The sequence below is a fragment of the Stenotrophomonas sp. LGBM10 genome, from assembly GCF_046736075.1.
Lineage (GTDB): Bacteria > Pseudomonadota > Gammaproteobacteria > Xanthomonadales > Xanthomonadaceae > Stenotrophomonas.
Map to the genome: position 1 here is coordinate 162,033 of NZ_CP177163.1, position 20,357 is coordinate 182,389.

Sequence of the window (20,357 nt, forward strand, 5' to 3'; positions counted from 1 at the left end):
TGGTCCTGGCCCGCACCCGTACCCGCCGCCCCCGCCGCCGCCGTACTGGGACCACCCGTTCTGGGGCGCCGCCGCCTTCACCGCCGGCGTCGCGGTGACCTCGGCCATGATCGGATCGGTGGTCTATTCGCTGCCAACCGACTGCAGCACGGTCATCATCGGTGGCGTGGGATACCAGCAGTGCGGCAATGGCTGGTACCAGCCGCAGTACGTTGGCACGACCGTGCAGTACGTCGTCGTGGACGCGCCGAGATGACCCCGCGGCCACGCTGGGCGGGCCGCAGCGTGCGGTGCGTGGGAAGCGCCGTGCTGGCGTTCGGCGCGATGCTGTCCACGCCGGCGGTGTCCGCACAGGAGGCCGCCGCCCCGGCCGCGTCGCACTCGGCCGACGACATCGCGCGCAAGCTCGCCGATCCGGGTGCGGCGCTGATTTCCGTGCCGTTCCAGTACAACTACCTCGGTTCGGTGGGACCAAGCGGCGATTTCCACAACCAGCAATTGAAGATCCAGCCCGTGATCCCGTTCGTCGGCGAGCGCGGCAAGTTCATCCTGCGCCCGATCCTGCCACTGTCATGGAACCAGTTCCCCGAGGACCGGCACGGCACCGGCGACCTGTTCGTGCAGGGTTACTACATTCCCAAAACCGCATCCGAAGCGCACGGCACCGAGATCGGCTTCGGTGCCGCCGCGCTGCTCGATACCGCCTCCCACGACAGCCTGGGCACGGGCAAGTACTCCCTTGGCCCGGCGTTCATCGTGGTGCACAAGACCCGGTCGTGGACGCTCGGCGCGCTCGCCAACCATGTGTGGTCGGTGGGCGGTGATGGCGACCGCGAGGACGTGAGCAGCACCAGCGTGCAGCCGTTCGTCACCCGCAACCTGCCCGACGGCTGGTCGCTCAGCTTCACCTCCGAAACCAGCTACAACTGGAAGGCCGCCAGCGGCGACGCCTGGACGGTGCCGCTCGGCGCGACGGTGTCCAAGGTGCTGCGGCTGGGGCACACGCCGATCAGCCTCGGCCTCGGCGGCTTCTACAACCTGGACCGGCCGCAGTATGCCAATCGCTGGACCGGCCGCTTCTCGGTCACGCTGGTGTTCCCCGAGTAACCCGGCGATGCAGGCCTGCCGCCCGCTGCTTGCCCTGCTTCCCGTCTCGGCGCTGCTGTGCGCCTGCGGGCCGACCCCGCAGCGCCAGGCCACCAGTGCCGGCGACCGCACGGCCACCCTCAGGCCCACGGCGGCAGACCAGGAGATCCGTGCGATCGCACGCGAGGCGTATGTCTACGCGGTGCCGTTGCTGGCGTCGTACCAGACCCTGCATGCCGTCAGCATCGACACCGGCACCCCGCAGTTCAACACCCTGCACAACACCGCGCGGGTGCTCACCCCGGCCGACACCGCGTGGGTCACCCCCAACGCCGACACCCCCGGCTCCTTCGCCGGCCTCGACCTGCGTGCCGAGCCGGTGGTGATCAGCGTGCCGCCGATGGCGGCAGACCGCTACTTCGTGCTGCAGCTGATGGATCTGTACACCTACAACTTCGCCTACATCGGCAGCCGTACCACCGGCAACAACGGCGGTCACTTCCTCGTCGCCGGCCCGGGCTGGCACGGCACCGTGCCGGCGGGCATCACCCAGGTGATCCCCGCCGAGACCCAACTGGTCAACCTGGTGGGACGTACCCAACTGTTCGGGCCTGACGACCTCGACACGGTCCAGCGTATCCAGGCCGGCTACCGCATACAGCCGCTGTCGGCGTTCACCGGTGCCCCGCCGCCACCGCCGCCCGCCCCGCTGCAGGCGTGGCCGGCCCCGCTGGACCCGGCACGGTCGCGCAGTTCCCCGGTGTTCTTCGAGCAGGTGGCGTTTCTGCTGCGGTTTGCGCCCGTGCAGCCGTCGGAGACCGCGTTGCGCACGCGCATGGCCCGCATCGGCATCGATCCGGCCTCGCCGCTGGTGGTCGCGTCGCTGCCGCCAGCCACCGTGCAGGCCCTTGCAGACGGCATGGCCGATGGTCAGCGCGAGATCGACCAGCGCCGTGCGGCGATGGCCGGCCGCAGCGACACGTTGTTCGGTGCCCGCGACGTGCTCAAGAACGATTACGTGGCGCGCGCCACGGGCACCCAGGTCGGGATCGGCACGAACTCGCGCGAAGAGGCGCTGTCGCCGGTGTACGAGAACGATGCCGACGGCGCGCCGCTGGATGGCAGCCGGCACCGCTACACGCTGCGCTTCCCGCCCGGCGGGCTGCCGCCGGTCAACGCGTTCTGGTCGCTGACGATGTACGGCCTGCCCCGTCAGCTGCTTGTCGCCAACCCGATCAACCGCTACCGCATCAACTCGGCGATGCTGCCCGATCTGAAGCGCGATGCGGACGGTGGCATCACGCTTTACCTGCAGCATGCGCCGCCCCCTGCCGACCGCCGGCACAACTGGCTGCCGGCGCCCGACGGCCCGTTCATGGCCACGATGCGCTACTACTGGCCCCGGCACACGCTGCTGGACGGCCAGTGGACCTCCCCGTCGATCGAGCGCGTGCGATGAGCAGCGCCCTGCTGGAGAACCCGACATGACCCGCCCACTGACCGCCGCCGCCCCGGCGCTGCTCGCCCTTGCGCTGTGCGCAGCCTGCAGCCACACCGCCACGCCCCGCGACGATGCGCCCCCCACCGCCGACAAGGTCCAGGCGCAGGCCAAGGCCCGCGCCGAGACCGCGCAGGTACTGGCGCGGCTGTATGCCGCGCAGCCCGCTGCGCGGCAGGCCGTCGAGCAGGCTGCGGGCTATGCGGTGTTCCGCAGCTTCGGGGTCAAGGTACTGGTTGCCGGCGGCGGTGGTGGCCACGGCATCGCCGTGGACAACCGCAGCGGGCGCGAAACGTTCATGCGCATGGTCGAGATCCAGGCCGGCCTCGGCTTCGGCGCCAAGACCTTCGACCTGGTCTGGGTGTTTCGCACGCCACAGGCCTACCAGGACTTCATCACCCGTGGCATCGAGATCGGTGGCCAGGCCACGCTGGCGGCAAAGGTGGATGCCGCTGGCGGCGGTCTCACGGGGGCGGTGCAGGTCTCCGACGGCGTGTGGGTGTACCAGATGACCGAAAGCGGGCTCGCTGCCGAGCTGACCGTCAAGGGCACCCGCTATTACCCCGACAAGGCCCTCAACTGAGCCCCGCAGGTGCCACCATGCACAGCCATCCCTGGATCTGGATCCTCAGCCTGTTCTTCGTCCCGCTGCTGGCGGCCGTGGGCGTCAGCCTGCTGGTCCGCCACCGCGGTATCGGCGCCAACGCCGTCCTGACCTGGTTCGTGATCGTGTGCTGGGTCGGTGCGCTCGGCGTGATCCTGTCCCAGGTGCTCTGAGCCGGGGCGTTACAGCGATTGCCCCAGCTCGATGAAGAGCACGTTGCCGCCCCCTTCGCGGAAGCCCATGCCGAAGATCAGCGGGCCGATCCACGAGTCGAAGCCCAGGAACACGCTGCCGTTCCAGATCCCGTCGGTGAGCGACATGGCGCTGCGCTGCTGCCATGCATTGCCGTACTCCACCGTGCCGCCCACCTGCGCCGAGCGACCCAGCACTTTGCCCAGCTCATAGGTGTAGCCGGCAAAGCCAAGTGCATAGTCCTGCCCGGTCAGTTCGTTCTGCTGGAACCCGGCAAGCCGCCAGCGTCCGCCCAGCCGGTACAGGCTCTGCACCGGCGCGGTGCCCGACGCGGTGACGTGATAGCGCAGGCCGAGCTGCAGCGCATGCCGGCCGAACGACCGGGCCGCCACCGCGTCCAGGTCGATCTGGCCGAATGCGGTGTCTGCCCCCAGCGCGTGCCGCGACTGGTAGGTGCCCAGATTGACCAGATAGCCGTCGCGCGGGAAGTACAGGCTGTCGATATCGTCCAGCGTGGCTTCGGCAATCCAGGCGCCTTCCTCGAAATCGATGCGGGGAATCGAGGGGTCGCCGACTTCCACCTTCGCGTTGCCGCGATAGCGCTCCACGCCGGCGGTCAACGTCAGCAGGTTGGAGATGTTGCGCACCATCGCCACGGTCGCGCCCATGCGCCGCACGCGGTAGCGCGCGACCTTGTCGCCCTCGGCGTCATAGAGGGTGAACGCGCGCGTCTGGAAGCCGCCCCCCACCTGGAACGCGTAACGGTTGTGCAGGTCGAAAGGCCGGTAGTACTGCCCGGTCAGACCCGGTTCGCTGCCGATCTGCAGCGCCACGCGCGCCTCGGCGCCGTACGGCGACAGGGGCGAAAACAGCACCCCCGCACGCAGGTTGCTTTCGTGATTGCCATCCAGGTCGTTGCTCAGGCTCAAACCGGCCTCCAGATATGCGGGTCCGTTCGGCTTGGCGTGGGCCGAGACCACCACGCCGGTCTGCCCGTCGCGTTCGCGGACCTCGTAGGTGATGCTGGCCAGCGTGCCCATGCCGTAGGCGCGCAGCACGCCGGCCTCCATGCCGGCGGTATCCAGCGGCTGGCCCACCTTCAGCGGCAGGTAGGACATCAGCAGCGCATCGGCATAGCCGGTGTCGTTGCGCACGTCCACGAAATCCACCCGCACCGGCGCCCTGTTGCCGGCCCGTTGTGCGCGGACCTGCTGGAACTGCGCGTAGACCGCCGGCGGCTGCGAGAACGCGCGCAGCGCCGGCGCCGCCGCGTCGGCCGCCTGCTGTCCGATCCGCAGCGCCTCCGGCGCCTTGTCGAAATCGCCGGTGGCGACCTTGCCGGTCAGGTCCGGCGCGATCAGCAGGTCCTGTGTGCCAAGACTGCCGAGCTGGCGCTGCGCACTGCCGGTGGTCAGAAATCCGCTGAGCTGGCCGATCACGTCGACCAGGCTGGCGTTGCGGTCGAGCACACTCAATGGCGTGCCCACATCGACGGCGATCACGCGGTCCGCGCCCATCGCGCGCACCACGTCGATCGGTACCTGGTTGGACAGCCCGCCATCAAGCAGCACCCGGTCCTCGATGGAGACCGGGCGGAAAATGCCGGGCAGCGACATGCTGGCGCGCATCGCCATCGGCAGGCTGCCGTGATCGAGAACCACCGCCTTGCCGGTGTTGATGTCGGTGGCCACCGCGCGGAACGGAATGGCCAGGTCGTCGAAAGAGCCGCTGACCCGGGTGCCACCGGTTGCCCGTTCGAACAGGGCGATCAGGCGCTCGCCCTCGGAAACGCCGCCGGCAAGCGCGACCGCCTTGCCCTCCCCGCCCAACCCCACCCCGATCGGCGCCAACTGGGCGAAGTCATCGCCCTTGCGACGCAGCGAGCGTTCACGTCGTGGCAGCGTATCGCTGAACATCGCCATCCACTGCGTGTCCAGCACCACCTGCTCGATCGTTTCGGGACTGGACCCGGACGCGTACAGGGCCCCCACCAGCGCACCGGCACTGGTGCCGGCGATGCAGTCCACCGGAATGTGCAGTGCTTCGAGCTGCTTGAGAATGCGCACATGCGCGATGCCACGCGCGCCCCCGCCGCCCAGCGCCAGCCCGATCCGCGGCCGCGTATCGCCCGGCGCACGCACCCCGCATTGGGTGCCGTTGCCCGCCTGCGCTGCGGCGGCATCCGGCGCCTCGGGCTGCTGCGGTGCCGCGGCCGCCCACGGGGCAGCCCCGGTCAGGCCGGCAGCGGCCACGCAGCCCGACGCCAGCCAGCGCCACGTGCCCGTCCATGCCGCCCGGCGGGTCAGCGCCATGCACTGCCCACCTGGATATAGAACGTGTCGTCCTCCGGCCCCCAGGCGTAATCCACGCCGACGTGCATGCCCAGCTGCCGGGCGATCAGGTAGCGCACGCCGGCCCCCTTGGACACCTGGTCGTCGCCATCGCCAAAGCTGTTGTGCCGCCCCCAGGTACGCCCGGCGCCGACGAAGCCGATGAGCGCCCAGCGCGGCGTCAGGTTCCAGCGCAGCTCGGTCTCCAGCACGGCCGCGCGGGTATCCTGGTACCGCGCCGAACCGATCCCGCGCAGGTCGATGTAAGGCAACCGGTAGAACGGAATGTCGCCGTTGGCCCACCGCGCGTCCACGCGCCCGCCCAGCACCAGGCGCGTGCCGAACGGCCAGTAGCCGTAGGCGTGCCCACGGTAGCTCTGGAAGCTCTGGTCGCTGCCGATGCCCGGCAGGTAGGCGTTGCCCTCGATCATCCCCAGCCAGCCCCGCGAGGGGGTAAAGGGGTTGTCGCGGCTGTCGTACTCCAGTGACAGGCCGAGCCCGGAACTGCGCCTGGACAGCTCATGCGGCTCGAAACGGTCGCGGTCCGAGGCCACGTCGAAGCCCAGGTCAAGATCCATGTAGATCCACGCCAGCCCCACGTAGAGATCGCGCTTGCCGAGCCGGCGGAAGCCCTGCTGGAACGACATCACGCCATCCATGTTGTACGCGATCTTCGACGGCGGCAGCACCGTGCCGGGGGTGTAGAAATCCAGGTTGATCGACGCTTTGGCCACCCCGCCGCGATAGCGCCAGCGGTCCTCGTCGAAGTGCAGCGATGCGCCGATGCCGGCTGCTTCGCTGCCATTGGACGTCCGCATGGCGCCGCCGCCGTAGATGTCCGGCGTGGCCATCCTGGGCTTGCCCTCGGCATCGGTTGTGGCCGGGTTGCCCGGGCGGTGGAAGAAGGCCAGCGCCACCCCGCCGCCGTTGCCCACGGCAGGATCGGTGATGATGACCGGCACCGGCAGGAAGCCGCGGTGCTCCAGCAGCCAGCCGGACATGTCGAACCGGCCGTCCTCGGCGTCACGAAAGCGCCCACCATGCGCGGGCGCCGCCGCAGCCGCAGGTGCGGATGCCGGAACCGGCGCAGCGGCCGACTGGGCCCATGCCGGCCCGGACAGAAGCATCACGGCAAGGCCATACAGGCCGGTACAGATGCGGATCGACACGGATCACCTCGACGCATGCGGCAGGCCTTGCCTGTACGGCGCTCTGCCGCCAGGACGTCGATGGGGTGCGCGACGCCGCGCCGGTGGGAGGGAGAACCCCGGCGCGACGCCGCGCGATGAAGGCGCGCTCAGCGGGCGGCCGTGCTGCCCGGCGGGAACGACGCGAACAGTTTGTCCAGGCCGGCCTCGACGGCGGCGTTGACCTTGTCCGGCGAGCTGGGCACCGTGCCGCTGGCCGTGCCGCGCCAGACCGCCTGCTTGGTGCGGGCGTCGAACATGTCCACCACCAGCGTGCCGACGTCGTAGGTATGCACCGTGGTGGTGGCATTGCCCATCGCCATCCCGCCGCCCCAGCCGCCACCCCAGCCACCGCCACGCCAGCCCCAGCCGCCCATGCCGGTACCGGTGTAGAAGGTGTCCAGGGTCTGCTTCTGGCTGTTGGCGATATGCGCGGCCAACGCGATGTCGCCGTTGGGCGCCTCACGCAGGCCCTTGGCCTGCAGGCGCGCGTTGATGCCGTCCACGATGCGCTGCTGCACCAGCGGTGAGCTGGCCTCGGGCTTCATCGCCCAGGTGTAGGTACGGTAGGACGCGAAGTTGGCGCTGCTGTCGAAGTCGGTCTTGACCGTCGGGGAAGACGCGCAGGCAACCAGCGAAGTGGCGAGGACGGCAATGGCGAAGGCTTTCATGACGCGAGGCTCCAGTTCCGGAAGAGGAAGGACGCGCTGCCGTTGCAGCGCTCGTCGCAGGGCACAACCACCACGTTACTGCGCCGACGCTGCCGTGGAATCCGCATTACTACGCAGCGGCACCGGGAAAAACTACCTAGTGGGCCGCCTCAGCGCGGCGGGTTGATCACCACGTACTGCACGGTCGTTCCTGCATAACGTGGCGCGTACCACGTGCTGCCGCACTGCTGGTAGGCCATCCCGTCGATCACGGTGGTCACGCAGCTGGGCGGCACGCTGCTGACGATCGAACCGATCACCGCCGAGGTGACCGCCACGCCGGCGGTCACTGCCGCCGCCGTGGCGAACGGATGATCGTCCCAGTGGTTCCAGTGATCGTCGTGATAGTCCACATCGACGTTCACATTGCGGTTGACCGTGCGGTTGACGTTGCGATTCACGTCGCGATTGACGTTGCGGTTGGCGTTGCGGTTGGCGTTCCAGTCCCCGTTGCGGTTCACCGCCCCACCCTGCGGGCGCTGCACCGGCCGGTTGATGCTGGTGTGCGCGGTCGCGCGGGCCGCACCGGCGTGGCCGGCGGCACGCATGCCACCACCGCCACGCGGACCGTGCTGCGCCGCCACCGGGGCGACGTTCAGCGCCAGGACAAGCAGCGCACCCACCGCGAGTGCCGCGAACCGCCACCCCTGTGCAGGGATCGTGCTGTGCATGTCAGTTCTCCTGGCCATCAGCGGACATCGCCACCGCGACCGGCACCAGGGCGATCCGCGACGCACCGGCAGGCGGCGTGAAATGGAACGCCGTGGACGCCACCGGGCTGCGGGTATCCCAGTGCAGCTCGGCGCGGTACTGCGGCAGCGCCGGATCATCCAGCGAAGTGATGATCAGCTTCCGGGGCAGCGAGGTGCGGGTGGCGATCCAGATCTGCCAGTCCACCTGGTCCTGCTGGAACGCATACTGCTCCACGGCCTCGCCATCGACGGTACCGCCCCCGATGTGCAGTGCGCCGCGGATCGCGTCCGTCCGCGCCTTGTCGGTGCCCCACAGGAACATGTCCGCCAGTGGCAGCTCGATGCCGTAACGGTCGGCGACCTGCTCGGCGAGATCACCCAGCGTTGCATGGATGCCATCGGCCTGGGCGTAGTACTTCAGGCGTGGTGAGTACAACGACATCTGCTTGCCGTCGTAGAACAGCTGGCGCAGTTGGCGATCGCTGCGGATCTCCAGGAACAGCTGGTTGGGACGCTTGACCTTGTAGGTCACCTTGCCGTCCAGTTCGATCTTCTGCCCATCGTCGAGCACCACTTCCGTGCTCGCATCGGACACCAGCGAGAACTGCGTGAGCGCCCGCAGTGCCGCGCCCATCCGGTCCAGCGCTGCCAGCGCCTCGGGATCGCGCTCGGACGCCGCCACGGCCGGCGCCGGCGCCGGCGGTGCCGTCCGGGTGGCGGCGGATGCACCGCCGGCCACTACGGCCAGCAGCGCGCTTGCCGCCCATCGGAGCATCGAGGTTGCAGCGATCATGTCGTTTCTCCGCGCATCGGAAATGGCCAGGGCGTGACCGCCCGGGATCAGAAACCGCCGCTGATCGACAGGCTCCAGGGGTCGCCTTCGAAGCGGTTCTTGACGCTGAATTCGCCGATATAGCGGAACGACACATCCAGGTGCTCGCCGCCCGACCACTTCTTGCCGTAGGTCAGTACCGGCCCGATCCCGAACGAACGGCCCTTGAATCCGCCGAGGCGGTCGGCCAGGTCGCCGTCGTCGTCCTGCACCTGCTGCAGCCAGCCGCCGGCCGCGCCGAACCCCCAGCCGCTCGGCGTGCGCTTGACCAGCAGCACGTCGGCACGCGCCACCAGGCCGTTTTTGTAGTCGGTATCGTCATTGCGGCTGTACCAGTCCACCGCGCCAAGCACGCTGAACTCCAGGGTGCCGGCCTGGAACAGATGCGTGTAGCCGACGCTCGGCGACAGCGTCCACACGTTGAGTCCGGGATTGGCCAGCTTGTTCGGGTCGTACTTGGCGGTGGGCGCATACACGTACAGCCCCATGGAGACGTGCTGCACCTGATCGATGTGATAGCCGGCGATGAACGGCGCGAAGTACACGTCGAACAGGTTCGAAGTACTGTCCTTCACCTCCCGGCGCGTTCCCAGCGGACCCACCAGGTCGGCGGTGACGTCGGCGGTGATGTACGGCACCGTCAACATCGAGGCGAAGTTCCACTTGCCGGTCCGGGTGGGCCATACATACACGCCGGTGGCGGCCGTCAGGCTGACGTCGGCGTCCAGTCCCAGCGACAGCTGCCCGGCGATGGGCGCCTGCCGGTTGCCGCTGATCCTGCCGTCGTACTGCACATAGCTCAGCGACCACTGCATGCCGGGTTCGGGCGGGATCACGCCCGCGTAGGACGTGATCTGCATACCGGTGATGGAGCGTCCAAGCGCGCCTTCAACCGCAACGGCCGGCGCGGCTGCGGTGGCGGCCAGCACCGCCACGGCCAGCAGCAGCCACGGCCGCGTTGCACGCGCGGGTCGGATCACAGGGGAGGAAAGCACTGGCATGCGGATCACCTCGCAGACAGGGATGCAGGGGGCGCGGCGGTTCATGACCGATCCACGCAACGGAACCCGAGATGGCAGGTGGAGGTATCGATCGGCTGCGCCATGCGCGCGGCCGGGCGATAGCGGCGGCAGTAGTTGGGCGCGCACAGGTGCGAGCCCCCCTTCATCACCCGCCGTGGTACGGCGGCGCGGTCGCGCGGATCATGACTGCGTTCGCGCGCGCCGCCGCGGGGGTTGTCGATGGCGCAGCAGGGGCGGCTCTGCAGCTGGTCGTGCTGCTGGTACCAGTCGCTGGTCCATTCCCACACATTGCCGATCATGTCGTACAGGCCGTAGCCGTTGGGCGGGTAGCTGCCCACCGGCGAGGTCCAGCGGTGGCCGTCGGCCTCCAGGTTCTGCCAGGGGAAGTCGCCCTGCCAGGTGTTGGCCATGTGGCGGCCGGCGCACAGCAGGCTGTCACCCCACGCGAACTCGGTCGCATCAGCGCCGCCGTGCGCGGCGAACTCCCATTCCGCCTCGGTCGGCAGGTCCTTGTCCTGCCATTGGGCATACGCCAGCGCGTCGGCGTGGGTGACATGCACCACCGGATGGTCGTCCAGCCCGGCCAGGCTGGAGAACGGCCCGCGCGGGTGGCGCCAGTCGGCCCCGGCAACGTAGTGCCACCACTGGTACGTGTCGGTGAGCGGGACCGGATGTGGCGGTGCCACGAACACCACCGAGGACGGCACCAGCAACGCCGGGTCGGCGCCGGGGTAGTCGCGCGGGTCCGCCGGTCGCTCGGCCGCGGTGACATGCCCGGTCTCCCGCACGAACCGCGCGAACTCGCGGTTGGTAACCGGATAACGGTCGATGCGGAACGCACCCACCTTCGCCTTGTGCCGTGGGCGCTCCTCCGGATAGTGGTCGTCGGAGCCCATGCTGAACACGCCGCCGGCCAACGCGATCATGGTATCTGCGACGACGCTCATGCCCCGCCCTCCGTCCACCGCCCACCACCGCTGTGCGCGCGCGGCAGGGTGCACCGGCGGCACGGCAGTGCTGCCCAGGGAGAACGCGCGGGGACGGTACGCTGCATCATGGGGACGTTTCCTTGATCACTGGGGAACCGCGCCGACATGCAGCCTTCGCTGCACGCCGGACCTGCGCCTGTCAGCTGCCCGCGCACGCATCGCTCATCGATTTGAGCGCGTCATCGATGGTGAAGGTGTTGGGCTTCTGTACCCGCGGGAACTCCTTGAACGTCGCCGCGAACTTGTCGGCGATCGCGTAGGCGCCGAACAGGATGTAGGCGTGGTAAAGCATCCATTCGTAGTACGAATTGGACGTCACATCGGCGAATTCGTACGGATCGGTGCGCAGGTTGTAGACCTTGGGCAGCCGCAACGGCGTCAACGGTTCCGCCCATACCTGGAGGGTGCCCTTGCAGCGCTGCTCCATGAACGAGACCTTCCAGTTGTCGTAGCGGATCGCCATGACATCGCCATCGTCGCTGAAGTACACGAACAGATTCCGCGGACTCTCCGCCTCCTTGCCCGTCAGATACCCGGTCAGGTCCATGCCGTCGATATGGTTCTTGTAGGTCCGGCCGATCGCCTTGTAGCCCTTCTTGAGCTTCTCGCTGACATCCGGATCGCCGGCCATCGACAGGAACGTGGGCAGCCAGTCGTGATGCTGGACGATGCCGTTGGCCACGGTGCCGGCCGGGATGTGGCCGGGCCAGCGCACCACCATCGGGATGCGGAACGCGCCTTCCCAGTTGGTGTCCTTCTCGCTGCGGAACGGCGTGGTACCACCGTCCGGCCACGAGTTGCGGTGCGGCCCGTTGTCGGTGGAGTACATCACGAAGGTATCGTCGGCGATGCCCAGCTCATCCAGGTAGTCGAGCAGCTCGCCCACGTTCCTGTCGTGGTCGATCATGGTGTCGTGGTACGGCGACTGCCAGCGCCCGGCCTGGCCCAGACTTTCGGGCTTGGTGTGGGTGAACATGTGCATGTGCGTGTAGTTGACCCACACGAAGAACGGCGTGTCGTCGTCGTGCTGGCGCTTGATGAACGCCTTCGCGGCCGCCGCGAACTCGTCGTCGCAGGTCTCCATGCGCTTGGTGTTGAGCGGGCCGGTGTCGGTGATCTTCTGCTTGCCCACCTTGCCCCAGCGTTCCTGCACGGTGGCGTCGTCCTTGTCGGTCGCCCAGCTGTGGATCACCCCGCGCGGCCCGGTCGTTTTGCGGAAGTTGGGGAAGTCCTTCTCCGGGAAGTAGTCGTACATTTCCGGCTCTTCCTCGGCGTTGAGGTGGTACAGGTTGCCGAAGAACTCGTCGAAGCCGTGGTTGGTCGGCAGCATGTGGTTCAGGTCGCCCAGGTGGTTCTTGCCGAACTGGCCGGTGGCGTAGCCCTGGTTTTTCAGCAGCGCAGCGATGGTGACCAGCTTGTCGCTCATGCCGGTGGGGGCGCCGGGAATGCCCACCTTGGACAGGCCCGTTCGATACACGCTCTGCCCGGTGATGAACGAGGAGCGTCCCGCCGTGCAGGACTGCTCGCCGTAGGAATCGGTGAACAGCGTTCCCTCCCGCGCGATGCGGTCGATGTTCGGCGTCTGGTAGCCCATCAGGCCCTGGCTGTAGCAGCTCAGGTTGCTGATGCCGATGTCGTCGCCCCAGATCACCAGGATGTTCGGACGCTTGCCGTTACCCTTCTTCGCAGTCCCGGCGGACTTCGCCGTACCAGCCTTTGCTTGTGCCATGACAGTCTCCAGTGGAACCAGGGGCGCCGGCGCGACGCCAGCAGAAATGGGCGGCTGGACGCGCAGCGCTCAGCCGAACGGTGCGACGTTGAAGGTCATGCTGACAATCGCCAGCAGGCCCAGCAGCCACAGCAGACCGGCGGTGATCAGGGTCAGCGAGACCGGGTAGTGGCTTTCGCCGTGGATGAGTCCTTCCTCGATCATCAGTGCGCGCTCGGCGCGCAGTCCCTGCATGTAGCGCACGTGGTACACGATGCCCAGCGTCAGCAGCACCAGCCCCAACGCCACCAGGGCGACGCCGAAGTTGCGCGGCGCGTGCGGGCGAAGTCCGCCCACGGTCTCCAGCATGTGGCCGAAGAACTGATAGATGGTGAAGCCGAAGCCGATCAGCGACAACGCGGTACGGATGATCGACATCAGCGTGCGGTCCGCACTCATGCGGGTGCGCTGGAAGGACATGCCGGTGCGGCGCGACGACAGCTCCAACGACGCCTCGTCACTGCCGCCGAGCAGCGTTGTGGCGCGCGCGATGCTCAGCGCCCGGTCGCTCAGGTGACCCGCTGGATCGGTAGGCTTCATGAGCTCACACCACCTTCTTTGGTTTCGGGGGATGGCGACGGAACCAGTGCGTGGCGAGCCGGTTGAACGGACCACGCAGCACCAGGTAAGGCAGGAAACCCAGCACGACCGCAATCACGAACGCCTCCAGCGGGTACTTGAACCCGCCGAACATGCGGAACTGGTAGATCACGTCCATGCCGACCCCCAGCAGCAGTATCCGCATGGTGGCGGTGACGCCCTCGCGCCATGTCGCCAGCCGGACATCCCGGCTGCCCGCATGGGCCAGCAGCCAGGCATAGGGGGTGCGCCCGCTGCGCGCGTCCTTGATGCCGTCGAGCAGCGCGGCGATCAGCGCCATCGTCGGCTGCAGGAAGAACCGGAAGGTCATCGGACCGTCCGCGCGATCGATCATGTCCGTCCAGAAGCGCGTCAGGAAATCGATGACCAGGAGCATGGGAAGGGTCCGTGCGGCAGGTGTCCAGCTTGGGCGCCGCCGTGGCCTGCGACAATCGGGATTGGTACTGCATCGCCGCCAGTATTTTTACTGCGCCGAAACGTGCCGTTGGCAGCGGTATGCTCGTCGCGCGGCAGGTATGGCGCCGCGCCTTCTCTCCTCGACACAACGAGCGGCGCATGACCCGGCACAGCGAGTCCCTGATGCGTGGCGGCCTGGTTCACCGTCTGCTGCGCGCGAGTGGTGCGATGCACGGCCTGCCCCATCTGCCGTGCTGGATCGCCGCCGGTCTGCTGCTGGTGAGCACATTGCCCCTGCTGCTGCTGTGCGCATCCGCAGGAACACTGTGGCCGCATCCGCCGGCGATGGCGCTGCTGGGGGACTACGCTACGCTGGCGCGGCTGCTGCTGGCCACGCCCGTGCTCATCCTTGCCGCTGCGCCCGCCGATGCGCTGATGCGCAATGCTTTCCGGCAGCTCGGGCAGCACAGCCTGGTGCCGCCACGCCGCCAGCCGCGGCTGCAGGCGCTGCTGCGGCAGATACGCCACGGCCGCGATGGATGGTGGCCGGAGGCGCTGTGCGTACTCATTGCATGGGCTCCGGCCCTGCTGGACAGCCATGCGGTGAGCCTGTTGCCGGGGATTGCCGATTGGCGGCTGGACGGCGCCCACCTCACCGCCGCCGGCCGCTGGTACGAGTGGGTGTCGCTCCCGCTGCACCGGCTGATCCTGCTGCTGTGGCTGTGGCGCTTCGCGCTGTGGACCTACCTGCTCTGGCGCCTGCCCCGGGTCGGCATGGTGCTGCGCCCCCAGCATCCCGATGGCGCGGGCGGACTGGGCTTCCTGGGCCTGGCCCAGGAGCGCTTCGCGGTGTTGTCGCTGAGCAGCGGCCTGCTGCTCGGCGGTGCCTGCCTGAACCACATGACGTACCTGGGCGAAGGTCTGCACGACATGCGCCACCTGCTGGCCGGATTCGTGATCGGCGCCACCGCACTGCTGGTGGCGCCGCTGCTGCTGCTGATGCCCGCCATGCTGCGGGCCAAGCGCCACGGCCTCTATCGCTTCGACGCACTCGGCAGCCGCGCGGCGGAAACGTTTGATCGCCGCTGGAAGCAGGACGTGGGCAGCAGGGATGACAGCGATTCACTGCTCGACCACGGCGACGCCTCGGCCCTGGCTGATTTCAGCGGCGTGTACCACGGCCTGGCCTCGATGTCGGTGATGCCGCTAAACCGCTGGAACCTGGTGTGGATGACGATCCCTGCCATGCTGCCGCTGTGTCCGGTGTTCCTGGTGGCGATGTCGGTGGACGAGCTGGCCAGCAAGCTGCTGGGCATTCTGGCCTAGCGCGGAACGGGCGGCGCCAGCGAGCGGGAGATGAACGCCTCACCGCGGATGGCCGCATGCACGGCCTGCAGCAGGTCATCGCCCGCATCGGACTTGAGCACGTAGCTGCACGCGCCAAGCGCCATCGCCCGCGCGATCATCTGGGTTTCGGCATGGACGGTGATGAAGACGACGCCCAGCACCGGGCGCTGCTGACGCAGTTGTCGCGCGGCCGCCAGCCCGTCCAGCTCCGGCAGCGCGATGTCGGTCACGATCACGTCGGGCAGCATGGCCTGCGCCGCCTGCACCAGCGACGCGCCGTCCTGGACCAGCCCGATCACATCGAACTGCTGGGACAGCAGGCCGCGAAGCTGGCGCCCCATCGCACAGCCATCTTCGGCCAGCAGCACACGGACTGCATTCATGGCTTCCGCCCGTTCGACGCGTGCACCGATGGTGTGCGGCCGGACGCAGCGGGACAAGGGAAAAACAACCGGGGCCGGGCAAGTAAAACTACTTGCCCGACGCCAACCGCGCTCAGTGGCGGATCAGACCTTCCAGCTCTGCCTTGCGCACCAGCTCCAGCGTGCCGTGTACGCCAAGCTCCTGCATGATGGCGTACTTGTGCGACTCCACCGTGCGCACCGACACGCCCAGTTCGTAGGCGATCTGCTTGGAACGCAGGCCCCGCGCGACGAACTCCAGGATGCGCAGCTGCTTGTCGGTCAGTGTGTACTGGCGGCGCCCCGTGTTGACGATGGCATTGGCGGCCAGCGTCGGGGTGACGTAGGTCTGTCCGTCCATCACGCCGTTGATCGCCCGCACCAGTTCATCGCCGGCTGAACTCTTCAGGATGTACCCGCTGGCACCGGCCCGGATGGCCTCGGCGGCGACACTGGATTCGTCGTGCATGGTGAGGAACACGAAGGGCATCTCATAGCCCTCCTCGCGCATCTGGCGCATCGCATCGATACCGCTGATGCCCGGCATGGATATATCGGCCACCACTACATCGGGCGGATCGCGGCGTACCGATGCCACCAGCGCTTCGCCGGAGGACACCAGCACGATCGACTCGAAACACTCCATCAGCAGGCGTTCGATGCCCTGCGCGACCAGCATGTGGTCATCGGCAACGACGACCTTGCGGAACGGCGTACCCTGCAACTGCGCACACGAAACGGCCATTGCGATATCTCCGTTGGCATTCAATCTTCCCCTGATTGAGCGGCACCCGGTCCGTCAGCCCGGTTGGCGGGCATCGCCGTTGCGGTCGCGACGGCCACGTGCAGCGCACTGACCATGCGAGCATCCCTGTGACGACATCGTGAGAATTTTTCGCCGCGCGGGCGGCTGCGCCGGCCTGTCCGCCGGCGGCACGGATCAGTACCGGAGCGTGTCTCGCGGACATTCCCCGAAGACATTCCGGTACAGGCCGGAGAACCTGCCGAGGTGGGAAAAACCAAAGCGCCCCGCAATCTCGGTCACGCTGTCGCCCTCGCCGCTGTGCTGCAGCGCGCTGCGTGCCAGGTTCAGCCTCGCCAGCTGGTGCCACTGGCACGGGCCATGTCCGAACGCGTCACGGAACAGGCGTTCCAGCTGCCGTTCGCCGACGCCCAGCGCGAGCGACAGCGCGCGGCTGTCGAACGGGCGGTCCAGCTGCGCCTTCAGGTAGGTCTCCGCGCGGCGTACCAGAGTGTCGCGATGCCGCTCCATCCACGTGCCACCGGCCCGGCGTTCCGGCCCGGTATCGCTGGCGCTGACCGCATCGACGAACACCGACAGCACGAAGTCGGCCAGCGCCTCCCACTGCGCCGGCGTCACCATGCCTGCCCAGCTGGCGGCATCGGCCAGCGCTTTGTTCACGCCGTAGCACAGCGATCCCGCGTCGGCCGGACACACCGGCCGGCTGTACCAGCCACGCTGCGGCAGCCGGAGCTCGCGTCCCACCCGCAGCAGCGCCGCCCGCTGCAGCACATCACGCGGAATCAGCAGCACCGCCCACTGCCAGCCGCCCGGGCTCGGCCGGACGTTCAGCTCGGTATCCTCGGCAAACACCATCACCTGGCCGAGTCCGATCCAGCGGCCGTTGGCCCACATCGGCTGCGGGCACGCAACCGCCATCGCCAGCGCCATCATGCCCTCGGCGAAGCATCCGCTGGCGAATATGGGCAGCGTATAGGCCCCGCTGTCCAGGCTGAACCGGGGAAACACCAGGCGCTGTACGCAGGCGCGGAAGTGCCCTGCGGCCAGCAGACGCTGCTCGAAACGGGTATCGCGCACCACGCCGAGCAGTGCGTTCGCATCGAACCCATCGACGACGAAGCGGCTGTAGGGGGCCATCGGTTCGTTCATGCCAACTCCTGGGCAGGTCGGAAATCGGATAGCGCGGGGTTCGACAAGCTGCTGTGATCGGCGCGATTGTGGGGCGGAAACGACAGGGCCACAAGCCGCCGACGCGCGTCATGCCCATTCCTCAACGAGGGGTCACGTTCAGTGGTTGTCCACGCGAAGCGTACCGGGATACCGCCACACCTCGCCCATCCGGGCACACGAGCCCCCGCTACGCCGCGCACCTCCACATTTTCATCACCCGACGTGCGCAGCGCCGTCACGCGTGTACTGCCGCTGCTGATCGGCTGCCTGGTTGGCCAGTTGCTGCCCGCCGTTGCCCAGATGCCGGGATTGCGCCTGGATGTGCTGTGGCTGCCCGGCCCACTGCTGCTTGGCTGGCTGTTGTTCACGCCGCGCCCGGCCTGGCGCGCCTGCGTGCTGTCAGCCTGTGCCGGAACGCTGCTGGCCATGCTGTTCGTACCCTTCGTGGCGATGCCACGCGTGCTGGCCACCCTTGGCGAGTTCGCGCTGGTGCTCGCCGTGGCCTGGCTGCTGCAACGCGGTCGCGTCGGGCGTGCGCCGCTTGAAGGCTACCGCGACATTGCCCTGTTCCTGGCGTTGGCAGTGGTGCTGCTGCCGCTCTGCACCGCGTGGTGCCAAGCGCTGCTGGCCAGCGCCGCCGACAGCCCCACCCTGTCCCGCGCCTTCGGCCCGCTCGTGCTGTGCAGCAGCGTCAGCTACCTGCTGCTGGTGCCCACGCTGGTCAACGTCGAACGCATCGTGCATACCCCGGAGCGTCGCATCGGGTGGCATTGGCGCACCCTGGCAATGGCCGTCGTCCTCCTGTGCGCGCTCGGTGCGGCGTGGCGCATGGACTGGAGCGAAGGGGTGATCACGCCACTGCTGGTGCTGGCGCCGATCCCGCTGCTGGTCTGGGCGCTGATCGTGTTCGGTGTTGCCGGCGCAAGCGTGGCGATGCTGGTCGTCGCCTGCCTGGGCATGCAGCTCAGTCTCGCAGGCCTGGGGCCCTTCGCGCTGTGGGACGCCGAGCACAGCCTGGTCACGGCCCAGGTCTGGTCGCTCGGCAGCGGCGCCGCCCTGCTGTTCCTGGGCGCGCTGTCCGAGCAGAAACTCTCCAACCACCTCAAACTGCAGCAGGCTTACCGCCGCCTCGGCGAAGTCACCGGCCGCATGCTGGTGGTGCAGGAGGAAGAACGCACGCGGATCGCGCGCGACCTGCACGACGACGTCAACCAGTCGCTTGCGGCCATCTCGATCCGGCTCAGTGCGCTGCGCGGCCAGGTGGCGCCCGCCGAGCGCCCCAGTGTGGTCGAACTGCAGGAGCAGCTGCTCTCGGTCTCCAACGACATCCGCTCCATTTCCCACGAACTGCACCCGAGCATCCTGCGGTTCACCGGGCTTGCCAGCGCGCTCGACGCGTTCTGCATCAAGCGCAATGCGCGCGGTGCGCTGCGCCTGCGTTGCCATATCGATGATCCGCCGCGCCTGCCCGACGACCAGGAGTTGAGCCTGTTCCGCATCGTGCAGGAAGCCATCAACAACGTTGACCGGCATGCCCGCGCCAGTGTCGCCGACGTTCTTGTCGCCGTGCGCGATGGCGAATGGCTGCTGCGCATCGACGACGACGGCATCGGCATGCCGACTGCGTGCCGCAGTCAGTTGCCGCCGGGACTGGGCATGATCAGCATGGAAGAGCGCGCGCACCTGCTCGGCGGCACCCTGCAGGTGATGCGCAGTCCGCTCGGTGGTACCCGCATCGAGGTGCGCTTCCCGCTCCGGTAACGGTGTCCGCGGGTGCCACGCCAGTAGTCTTACTGACGCGGCGCGCGTAGAAAGGCGGTTGTGCGGTGTTGGCCGGGCCGGCCACATTGGCCGCCTGCCCAAGGAGAATCGCATGGCCGCCACCTCCGCCCGCTCCCTGCCCGGTTCGTTGCTGCTGCTTCTGGTGGCAGGCTGCGCCTCCACGCCGGTCGCCGCGCCGCCGCCGCCGCCCACCCCGAAGGCCGTGCCGGAGATCCGCCCCGGCATCCCGGCCGGTTACCTCGGCCGCGCCTTGCCCGACAGCCTGGCGCTGCTGCCGCCGCCGCCGGCCAAGGGGTCGCCGGGATTTGCCCGTGACCAGGCGGTCAGCCGCGCGTCGCAGACGCTGCGCCGTACGCCCCGCTACGCGCTCGCCAGCGCCGATGCCGACCTGCGTTTCCCGCATATCGCCAGCGCCTTCGCCTGCGCGCTCGGCGTACCGATCAGCCAGCAGGACACGCCGCGCCTGTACCTGCTGCTGCAGCGCAGCCTGGTCGATGCCGGGCTGGCCACCTATGCGGCCAAGGACCACTACAAGCGCACGCGCCCATTCGTGTACTACAAGGAGGCTACCTGCGCACCGGCCGACGAAGCGCAGTTGCGCGGCGACGGTTCCTATCCGTCCGGGCACACCGCGATCGGCTGGACCTGGGCGCTGCTGCTGACCGAGCTCAGTCCCGGCCAGGCTGACGCCCTGCTCGCGCGGGGCCGTGCATTCGGCGAGAACCGGCTGATCTGCAACGCGCATTGGCAGAGTGACATCCTGCAGGGCCGTGCGGTGGCCGCCGGTGCCGTGGCCACCCTGCATGCCAACGCCGACTTCCTTGCGGACATGAGTGCCGCGCGTGCCGAAATCGCCAGCCTGCGCGGCAGCAGCGAAACCCCGACCGGATGCGATGCCGAAGCCACCGCGTTGGCGGTGAAGATCCCCGGCGTGGAGTGAGCCGCTGCTGCACCGCTGCTTTCCATTCCTGCAGGGCTGCGCGGCGCA

General features: G+C 68.4%; 21 protein-coding genes. 8 read left to right on the forward strand and 13 right to left on the reverse strand.

Going from position 1 to position 20,357, the window contains the following annotated elements:
- The first annotated feature begins 106 nt into the window (after positions 1-106).
- Genes ACLB90_RS00650 through ACLB90_RS00670 form a run of 5 tightly spaced genes read left to right on the forward strand, consistent with a single transcriptional unit; the run spans position 107 to position 3,361 of the window.
- Positions 107-256, forward strand: coding sequence for a hypothetical protein (locus ACLB90_RS00650; RefSeq protein ID WP_411851149.1), 150 nt, complete (start codon positions 107-109; stop codon positions 254-256).
- Complete coding sequence (locus ACLB90_RS00655) at positions 253-1,107, forward strand: hypothetical protein (protein ID WP_411851150.1); 855 nt, start codon at positions 253-255, stop codon at positions 1,105-1,107. Before ACLB90_RS00650 ends, ACLB90_RS00655 begins: the two co-directional genes overlap by 4 nt.
- 7 nt (positions 1,108-1,114) lie before the next feature.
- Entirely contained in the window at positions 1,115-2,545 is a 1,431-nt protein-coding gene (locus ACLB90_RS00660) for a DUF1254 domain-containing protein (protein WP_411851151.1), read from the forward strand.
- 25 nt (positions 2,546-2,570) lie between these two features.
- Positions 2,571-3,167, forward strand: coding sequence for a YSC84-related protein (locus ACLB90_RS00665; protein ID WP_411851152.1), 597 nt, complete (start codon positions 2,571-2,573; stop codon positions 3,165-3,167).
- 17 nt (positions 3,168-3,184) lie between these two features.
- Positions 3,185-3,361: a hypothetical protein gene (locus ACLB90_RS00670; protein WP_411851153.1), complete on the forward strand. Its 177-nt coding sequence runs from the start codon at positions 3,185-3,187 to the stop codon at positions 3,359-3,361.
- 9 nt (positions 3,362-3,370) lie between these two features.
- Here the strand turns inward: ACLB90_RS00670 and ACLB90_RS00675 are convergent, their stop codons facing one another.
- The 10 genes from ACLB90_RS00675 to ACLB90_RS00720 form a co-directional block, all read right to left on the reverse strand.
- Positions 3,371-5,692: a patatin-like phospholipase family protein gene (locus ACLB90_RS00675; protein ID WP_411851154.1), complete on the reverse strand. Its 2,322-nt coding sequence runs from the start codon at positions 5,690-5,692 to the stop codon at positions 3,371-3,373.
- On the reverse strand, positions 5,683-6,879 hold the full coding sequence (locus tag ACLB90_RS00680; protein WP_411851155.1) for a BamA/TamA family outer membrane protein: 1,197 nt from the start codon (positions 6,877-6,879) through the stop codon (positions 5,683-5,685). Before ACLB90_RS00680 ends, ACLB90_RS00675 begins: the two co-directional genes overlap by 10 nt.
- Before the next feature lie 128 nt (positions 6,880-7,007).
- Positions 7,008-7,568 carry a DUF4136 domain-containing protein gene (locus tag ACLB90_RS00685; protein WP_411851156.1) on the reverse strand — a complete coding sequence of 187 codons (561 nt, stop codon included), beginning with the start codon at positions 7,566-7,568 and terminating at the stop codon, positions 7,008-7,010.
- Between the two features lie 149 nt (positions 7,569-7,717).
- A complete protein-coding gene (locus ACLB90_RS00690; RefSeq protein ID WP_411851157.1) occupies positions 7,718-8,278 on the reverse strand; it encodes a hypothetical protein in 561 nt (186 codons plus the stop codon).
- A gap of 1 nt (position 8,279) precedes the next feature.
- Positions 8,280-9,092, reverse strand: coding sequence for a DUF2092 domain-containing protein (locus ACLB90_RS00695; protein ID WP_411851158.1), 813 nt, complete (start codon positions 9,090-9,092; stop codon positions 8,280-8,282).
- A 47-nt stretch (positions 9,093-9,139) separates the two neighbouring features.
- The gene (locus ACLB90_RS00700; protein WP_411851159.1) at positions 9,140-10,132 is read right to left on the reverse strand and encodes a transporter; all 993 of its coding nucleotides are present in this window, start codon (positions 10,130-10,132) and stop codon (positions 9,140-9,142) included.
- A gap of 41 nt (positions 10,133-10,173) precedes the next feature.
- A complete protein-coding gene (locus ACLB90_RS00705; RefSeq protein WP_411851160.1) occupies positions 10,174-11,100 on the reverse strand; it encodes a formylglycine-generating enzyme family protein in 927 nt (308 codons plus the stop codon).
- Positions 11,101-11,281: 181 nt separating this feature from the next.
- Positions 11,282-12,871 carry an arylsulfatase gene (locus tag ACLB90_RS00710; protein WP_411851161.1) on the reverse strand — a complete coding sequence of 530 codons (1,590 nt, stop codon included), beginning with the start codon at positions 12,869-12,871 and terminating at the stop codon, positions 11,282-11,284.
- A 69-nt stretch (positions 12,872-12,940) separates the two neighbouring features.
- Complete coding sequence (locus ACLB90_RS00715) at positions 12,941-13,450, reverse strand: DUF202 domain-containing protein (RefSeq protein ID WP_411851162.1); 510 nt, start codon at positions 13,448-13,450, stop codon at positions 12,941-12,943.
- 4 nt (positions 13,451-13,454) lie between these two features.
- Complete coding sequence (locus ACLB90_RS00720; protein WP_411851163.1) at positions 13,455-13,886, reverse strand: hypothetical protein; 432 nt, start codon at positions 13,884-13,886, stop codon at positions 13,455-13,457.
- A 179-nt stretch (positions 13,887-14,065) separates the two neighbouring features.
- Here ACLB90_RS00720 and ACLB90_RS00725 point away from each other — a divergent pair, with 179 nt between their 5' ends.
- The gene (locus ACLB90_RS00725; protein WP_411851164.1) at positions 14,066-15,232 is read left to right on the forward strand and encodes a hypothetical protein; all 1,167 of its coding nucleotides are present in this window, start codon (positions 14,066-14,068) and stop codon (positions 15,230-15,232) included.
- Here the strand turns inward: ACLB90_RS00725 and ACLB90_RS00730 are convergent.
- The 3 genes from ACLB90_RS00730 to ACLB90_RS00740 form a co-directional block, all read right to left on the reverse strand.
- The gene (locus tag ACLB90_RS00730) at positions 15,229-15,636 is read right to left on the reverse strand and encodes a response regulator transcription factor (protein WP_411851165.1); all 408 of its coding nucleotides are present in this window, start codon (positions 15,634-15,636) and stop codon (positions 15,229-15,231) included. The genes ACLB90_RS00725 and ACLB90_RS00730 overlap by 4 nt on opposite strands.
- Before the next feature lie 112 nt (positions 15,637-15,748).
- A complete protein-coding gene (locus tag ACLB90_RS00735; protein WP_411851166.1) occupies positions 15,749-16,399 on the reverse strand; it encodes a response regulator in 651 nt (216 codons plus the stop codon).
- A gap of 195 nt (positions 16,400-16,594) precedes the next feature.
- Positions 16,595-17,566, reverse strand: a complete 972-nt coding sequence (locus ACLB90_RS00740; RefSeq protein WP_411851167.1) for a helix-turn-helix domain-containing protein — start codon at positions 17,564-17,566, stop codon at positions 16,595-16,597.
- Positions 17,567-17,809: 243 nt separating this feature from the next.
- On the opposite strand from ACLB90_RS00740, the gene ACLB90_RS00745 reads away from it, so the two are divergent.
- A complete protein-coding gene (locus ACLB90_RS00745; RefSeq protein ID WP_411851168.1) occupies positions 17,810-19,348 on the forward strand; it encodes a histidine kinase in 1,539 nt (512 codons plus the stop codon).
- 112 nt (positions 19,349-19,460) lie between these two features.
- On the forward strand, positions 19,461-20,309 hold the full coding sequence (locus ACLB90_RS00750) for an acid phosphatase (RefSeq protein ID WP_411851169.1): 849 nt from the start codon (positions 19,461-19,463) through the stop codon (positions 20,307-20,309).
- The last annotated feature ends 48 nt before the right edge of the window (positions 20,310-20,357 follow it).

Excerpts from the sequence above, each read along its gene's own strand:
- ACLB90_RS00650 (WP_411851149.1), top strand. The coding sequence starts at position 107 with ATGATCGGATCGGTGGTCTATTCGCTGCCAACCGACTGCAGCACGGTC.
- ACLB90_RS00655 (WP_411851150.1), top strand. The coding sequence starts at position 253 with ATGACCCCGCGGCCACGCTGGGCGGGCCGCAGCGTGCGGTGCGTGGGA.
- ACLB90_RS00660 (WP_411851151.1), top strand. The coding sequence starts at position 1,115 with ATGCAGGCCTGCCGCCCGCTGCTTGCCCTGCTTCCCGTCTCGGCGCTG.
- ACLB90_RS00665 (WP_411851152.1), top strand. The coding sequence starts at position 2,571 with ATGACCCGCCCACTGACCGCCGCCGCCCCGGCGCTGCTCGCCCTTGCG.
- ACLB90_RS00670 (WP_411851153.1), top strand. The coding sequence starts at position 3,185 with ATGCACAGCCATCCCTGGATCTGGATCCTCAGCCTGTTCTTCGTCCCG.
- ACLB90_RS00675 (WP_411851154.1), bottom strand. The coding sequence starts at position 5,692 with ATGGCGCTGACCCGCCGGGCGGCATGGACGGGCACGTGGCGCTGGCTG.
- ACLB90_RS00685 (WP_411851156.1), bottom strand. The coding sequence starts at position 7,568 with ATGAAAGCCTTCGCCATTGCCGTCCTCGCCACTTCGCTGGTTGCCTGC.
- ACLB90_RS00690 (WP_411851157.1), bottom strand. The coding sequence starts at position 8,278 with ATGCACAGCACGATCCCTGCACAGGGGTGGCGGTTCGCGGCACTCGCG.
- ACLB90_RS00695 (WP_411851158.1), bottom strand. The coding sequence starts at position 9,092 with ATGATCGCTGCAACCTCGATGCTCCGATGGGCGGCAAGCGCGCTGCTG.
- ACLB90_RS00700 (WP_411851159.1), bottom strand. The coding sequence starts at position 10,132 with ATGCCAGTGCTTTCCTCCCCTGTGATCCGACCCGCGCGTGCAACGCGG.
- ACLB90_RS00705 (WP_411851160.1), bottom strand. The coding sequence starts at position 11,100 with ATGAGCGTCGTCGCAGATACCATGATCGCGTTGGCCGGCGGCGTGTTC.
- ACLB90_RS00710 (WP_411851161.1), bottom strand. The coding sequence starts at position 12,871 with ATGGCACAAGCAAAGGCTGGTACGGCGAAGTCCGCCGGGACTGCGAAG.
- ACLB90_RS00715 (WP_411851162.1), bottom strand. The coding sequence starts at position 13,450 with ATGAAGCCTACCGATCCAGCGGGTCACCTGAGCGACCGGGCGCTGAGC.
- ACLB90_RS00720 (WP_411851163.1), bottom strand. The coding sequence starts at position 13,886 with ATGCTCCTGGTCATCGATTTCCTGACGCGCTTCTGGACGGACATGATC.
- ACLB90_RS00725 (WP_411851164.1), top strand. The coding sequence starts at position 14,066 with ATGACCCGGCACAGCGAGTCCCTGATGCGTGGCGGCCTGGTTCACCGT.
- ACLB90_RS00730 (WP_411851165.1), bottom strand. The coding sequence starts at position 15,636 with ATGAATGCAGTCCGTGTGCTGCTGGCCGAAGATGGCTGTGCGATGGGG.
- ACLB90_RS00735 (WP_411851166.1), bottom strand. The coding sequence starts at position 16,399 with ATGGCCGTTTCGTGTGCGCAGTTGCAGGGTACGCCGTTCCGCAAGGTC.
- ACLB90_RS00740 (WP_411851167.1), bottom strand. The coding sequence starts at position 17,566 with ATGAACGAACCGATGGCCCCCTACAGCCGCTTCGTCGTCGATGGGTTC.
- ACLB90_RS00750 (WP_411851169.1), top strand. The coding sequence starts at position 19,461 with ATGGCCGCCACCTCCGCCCGCTCCCTGCCCGGTTCGTTGCTGCTGCTT.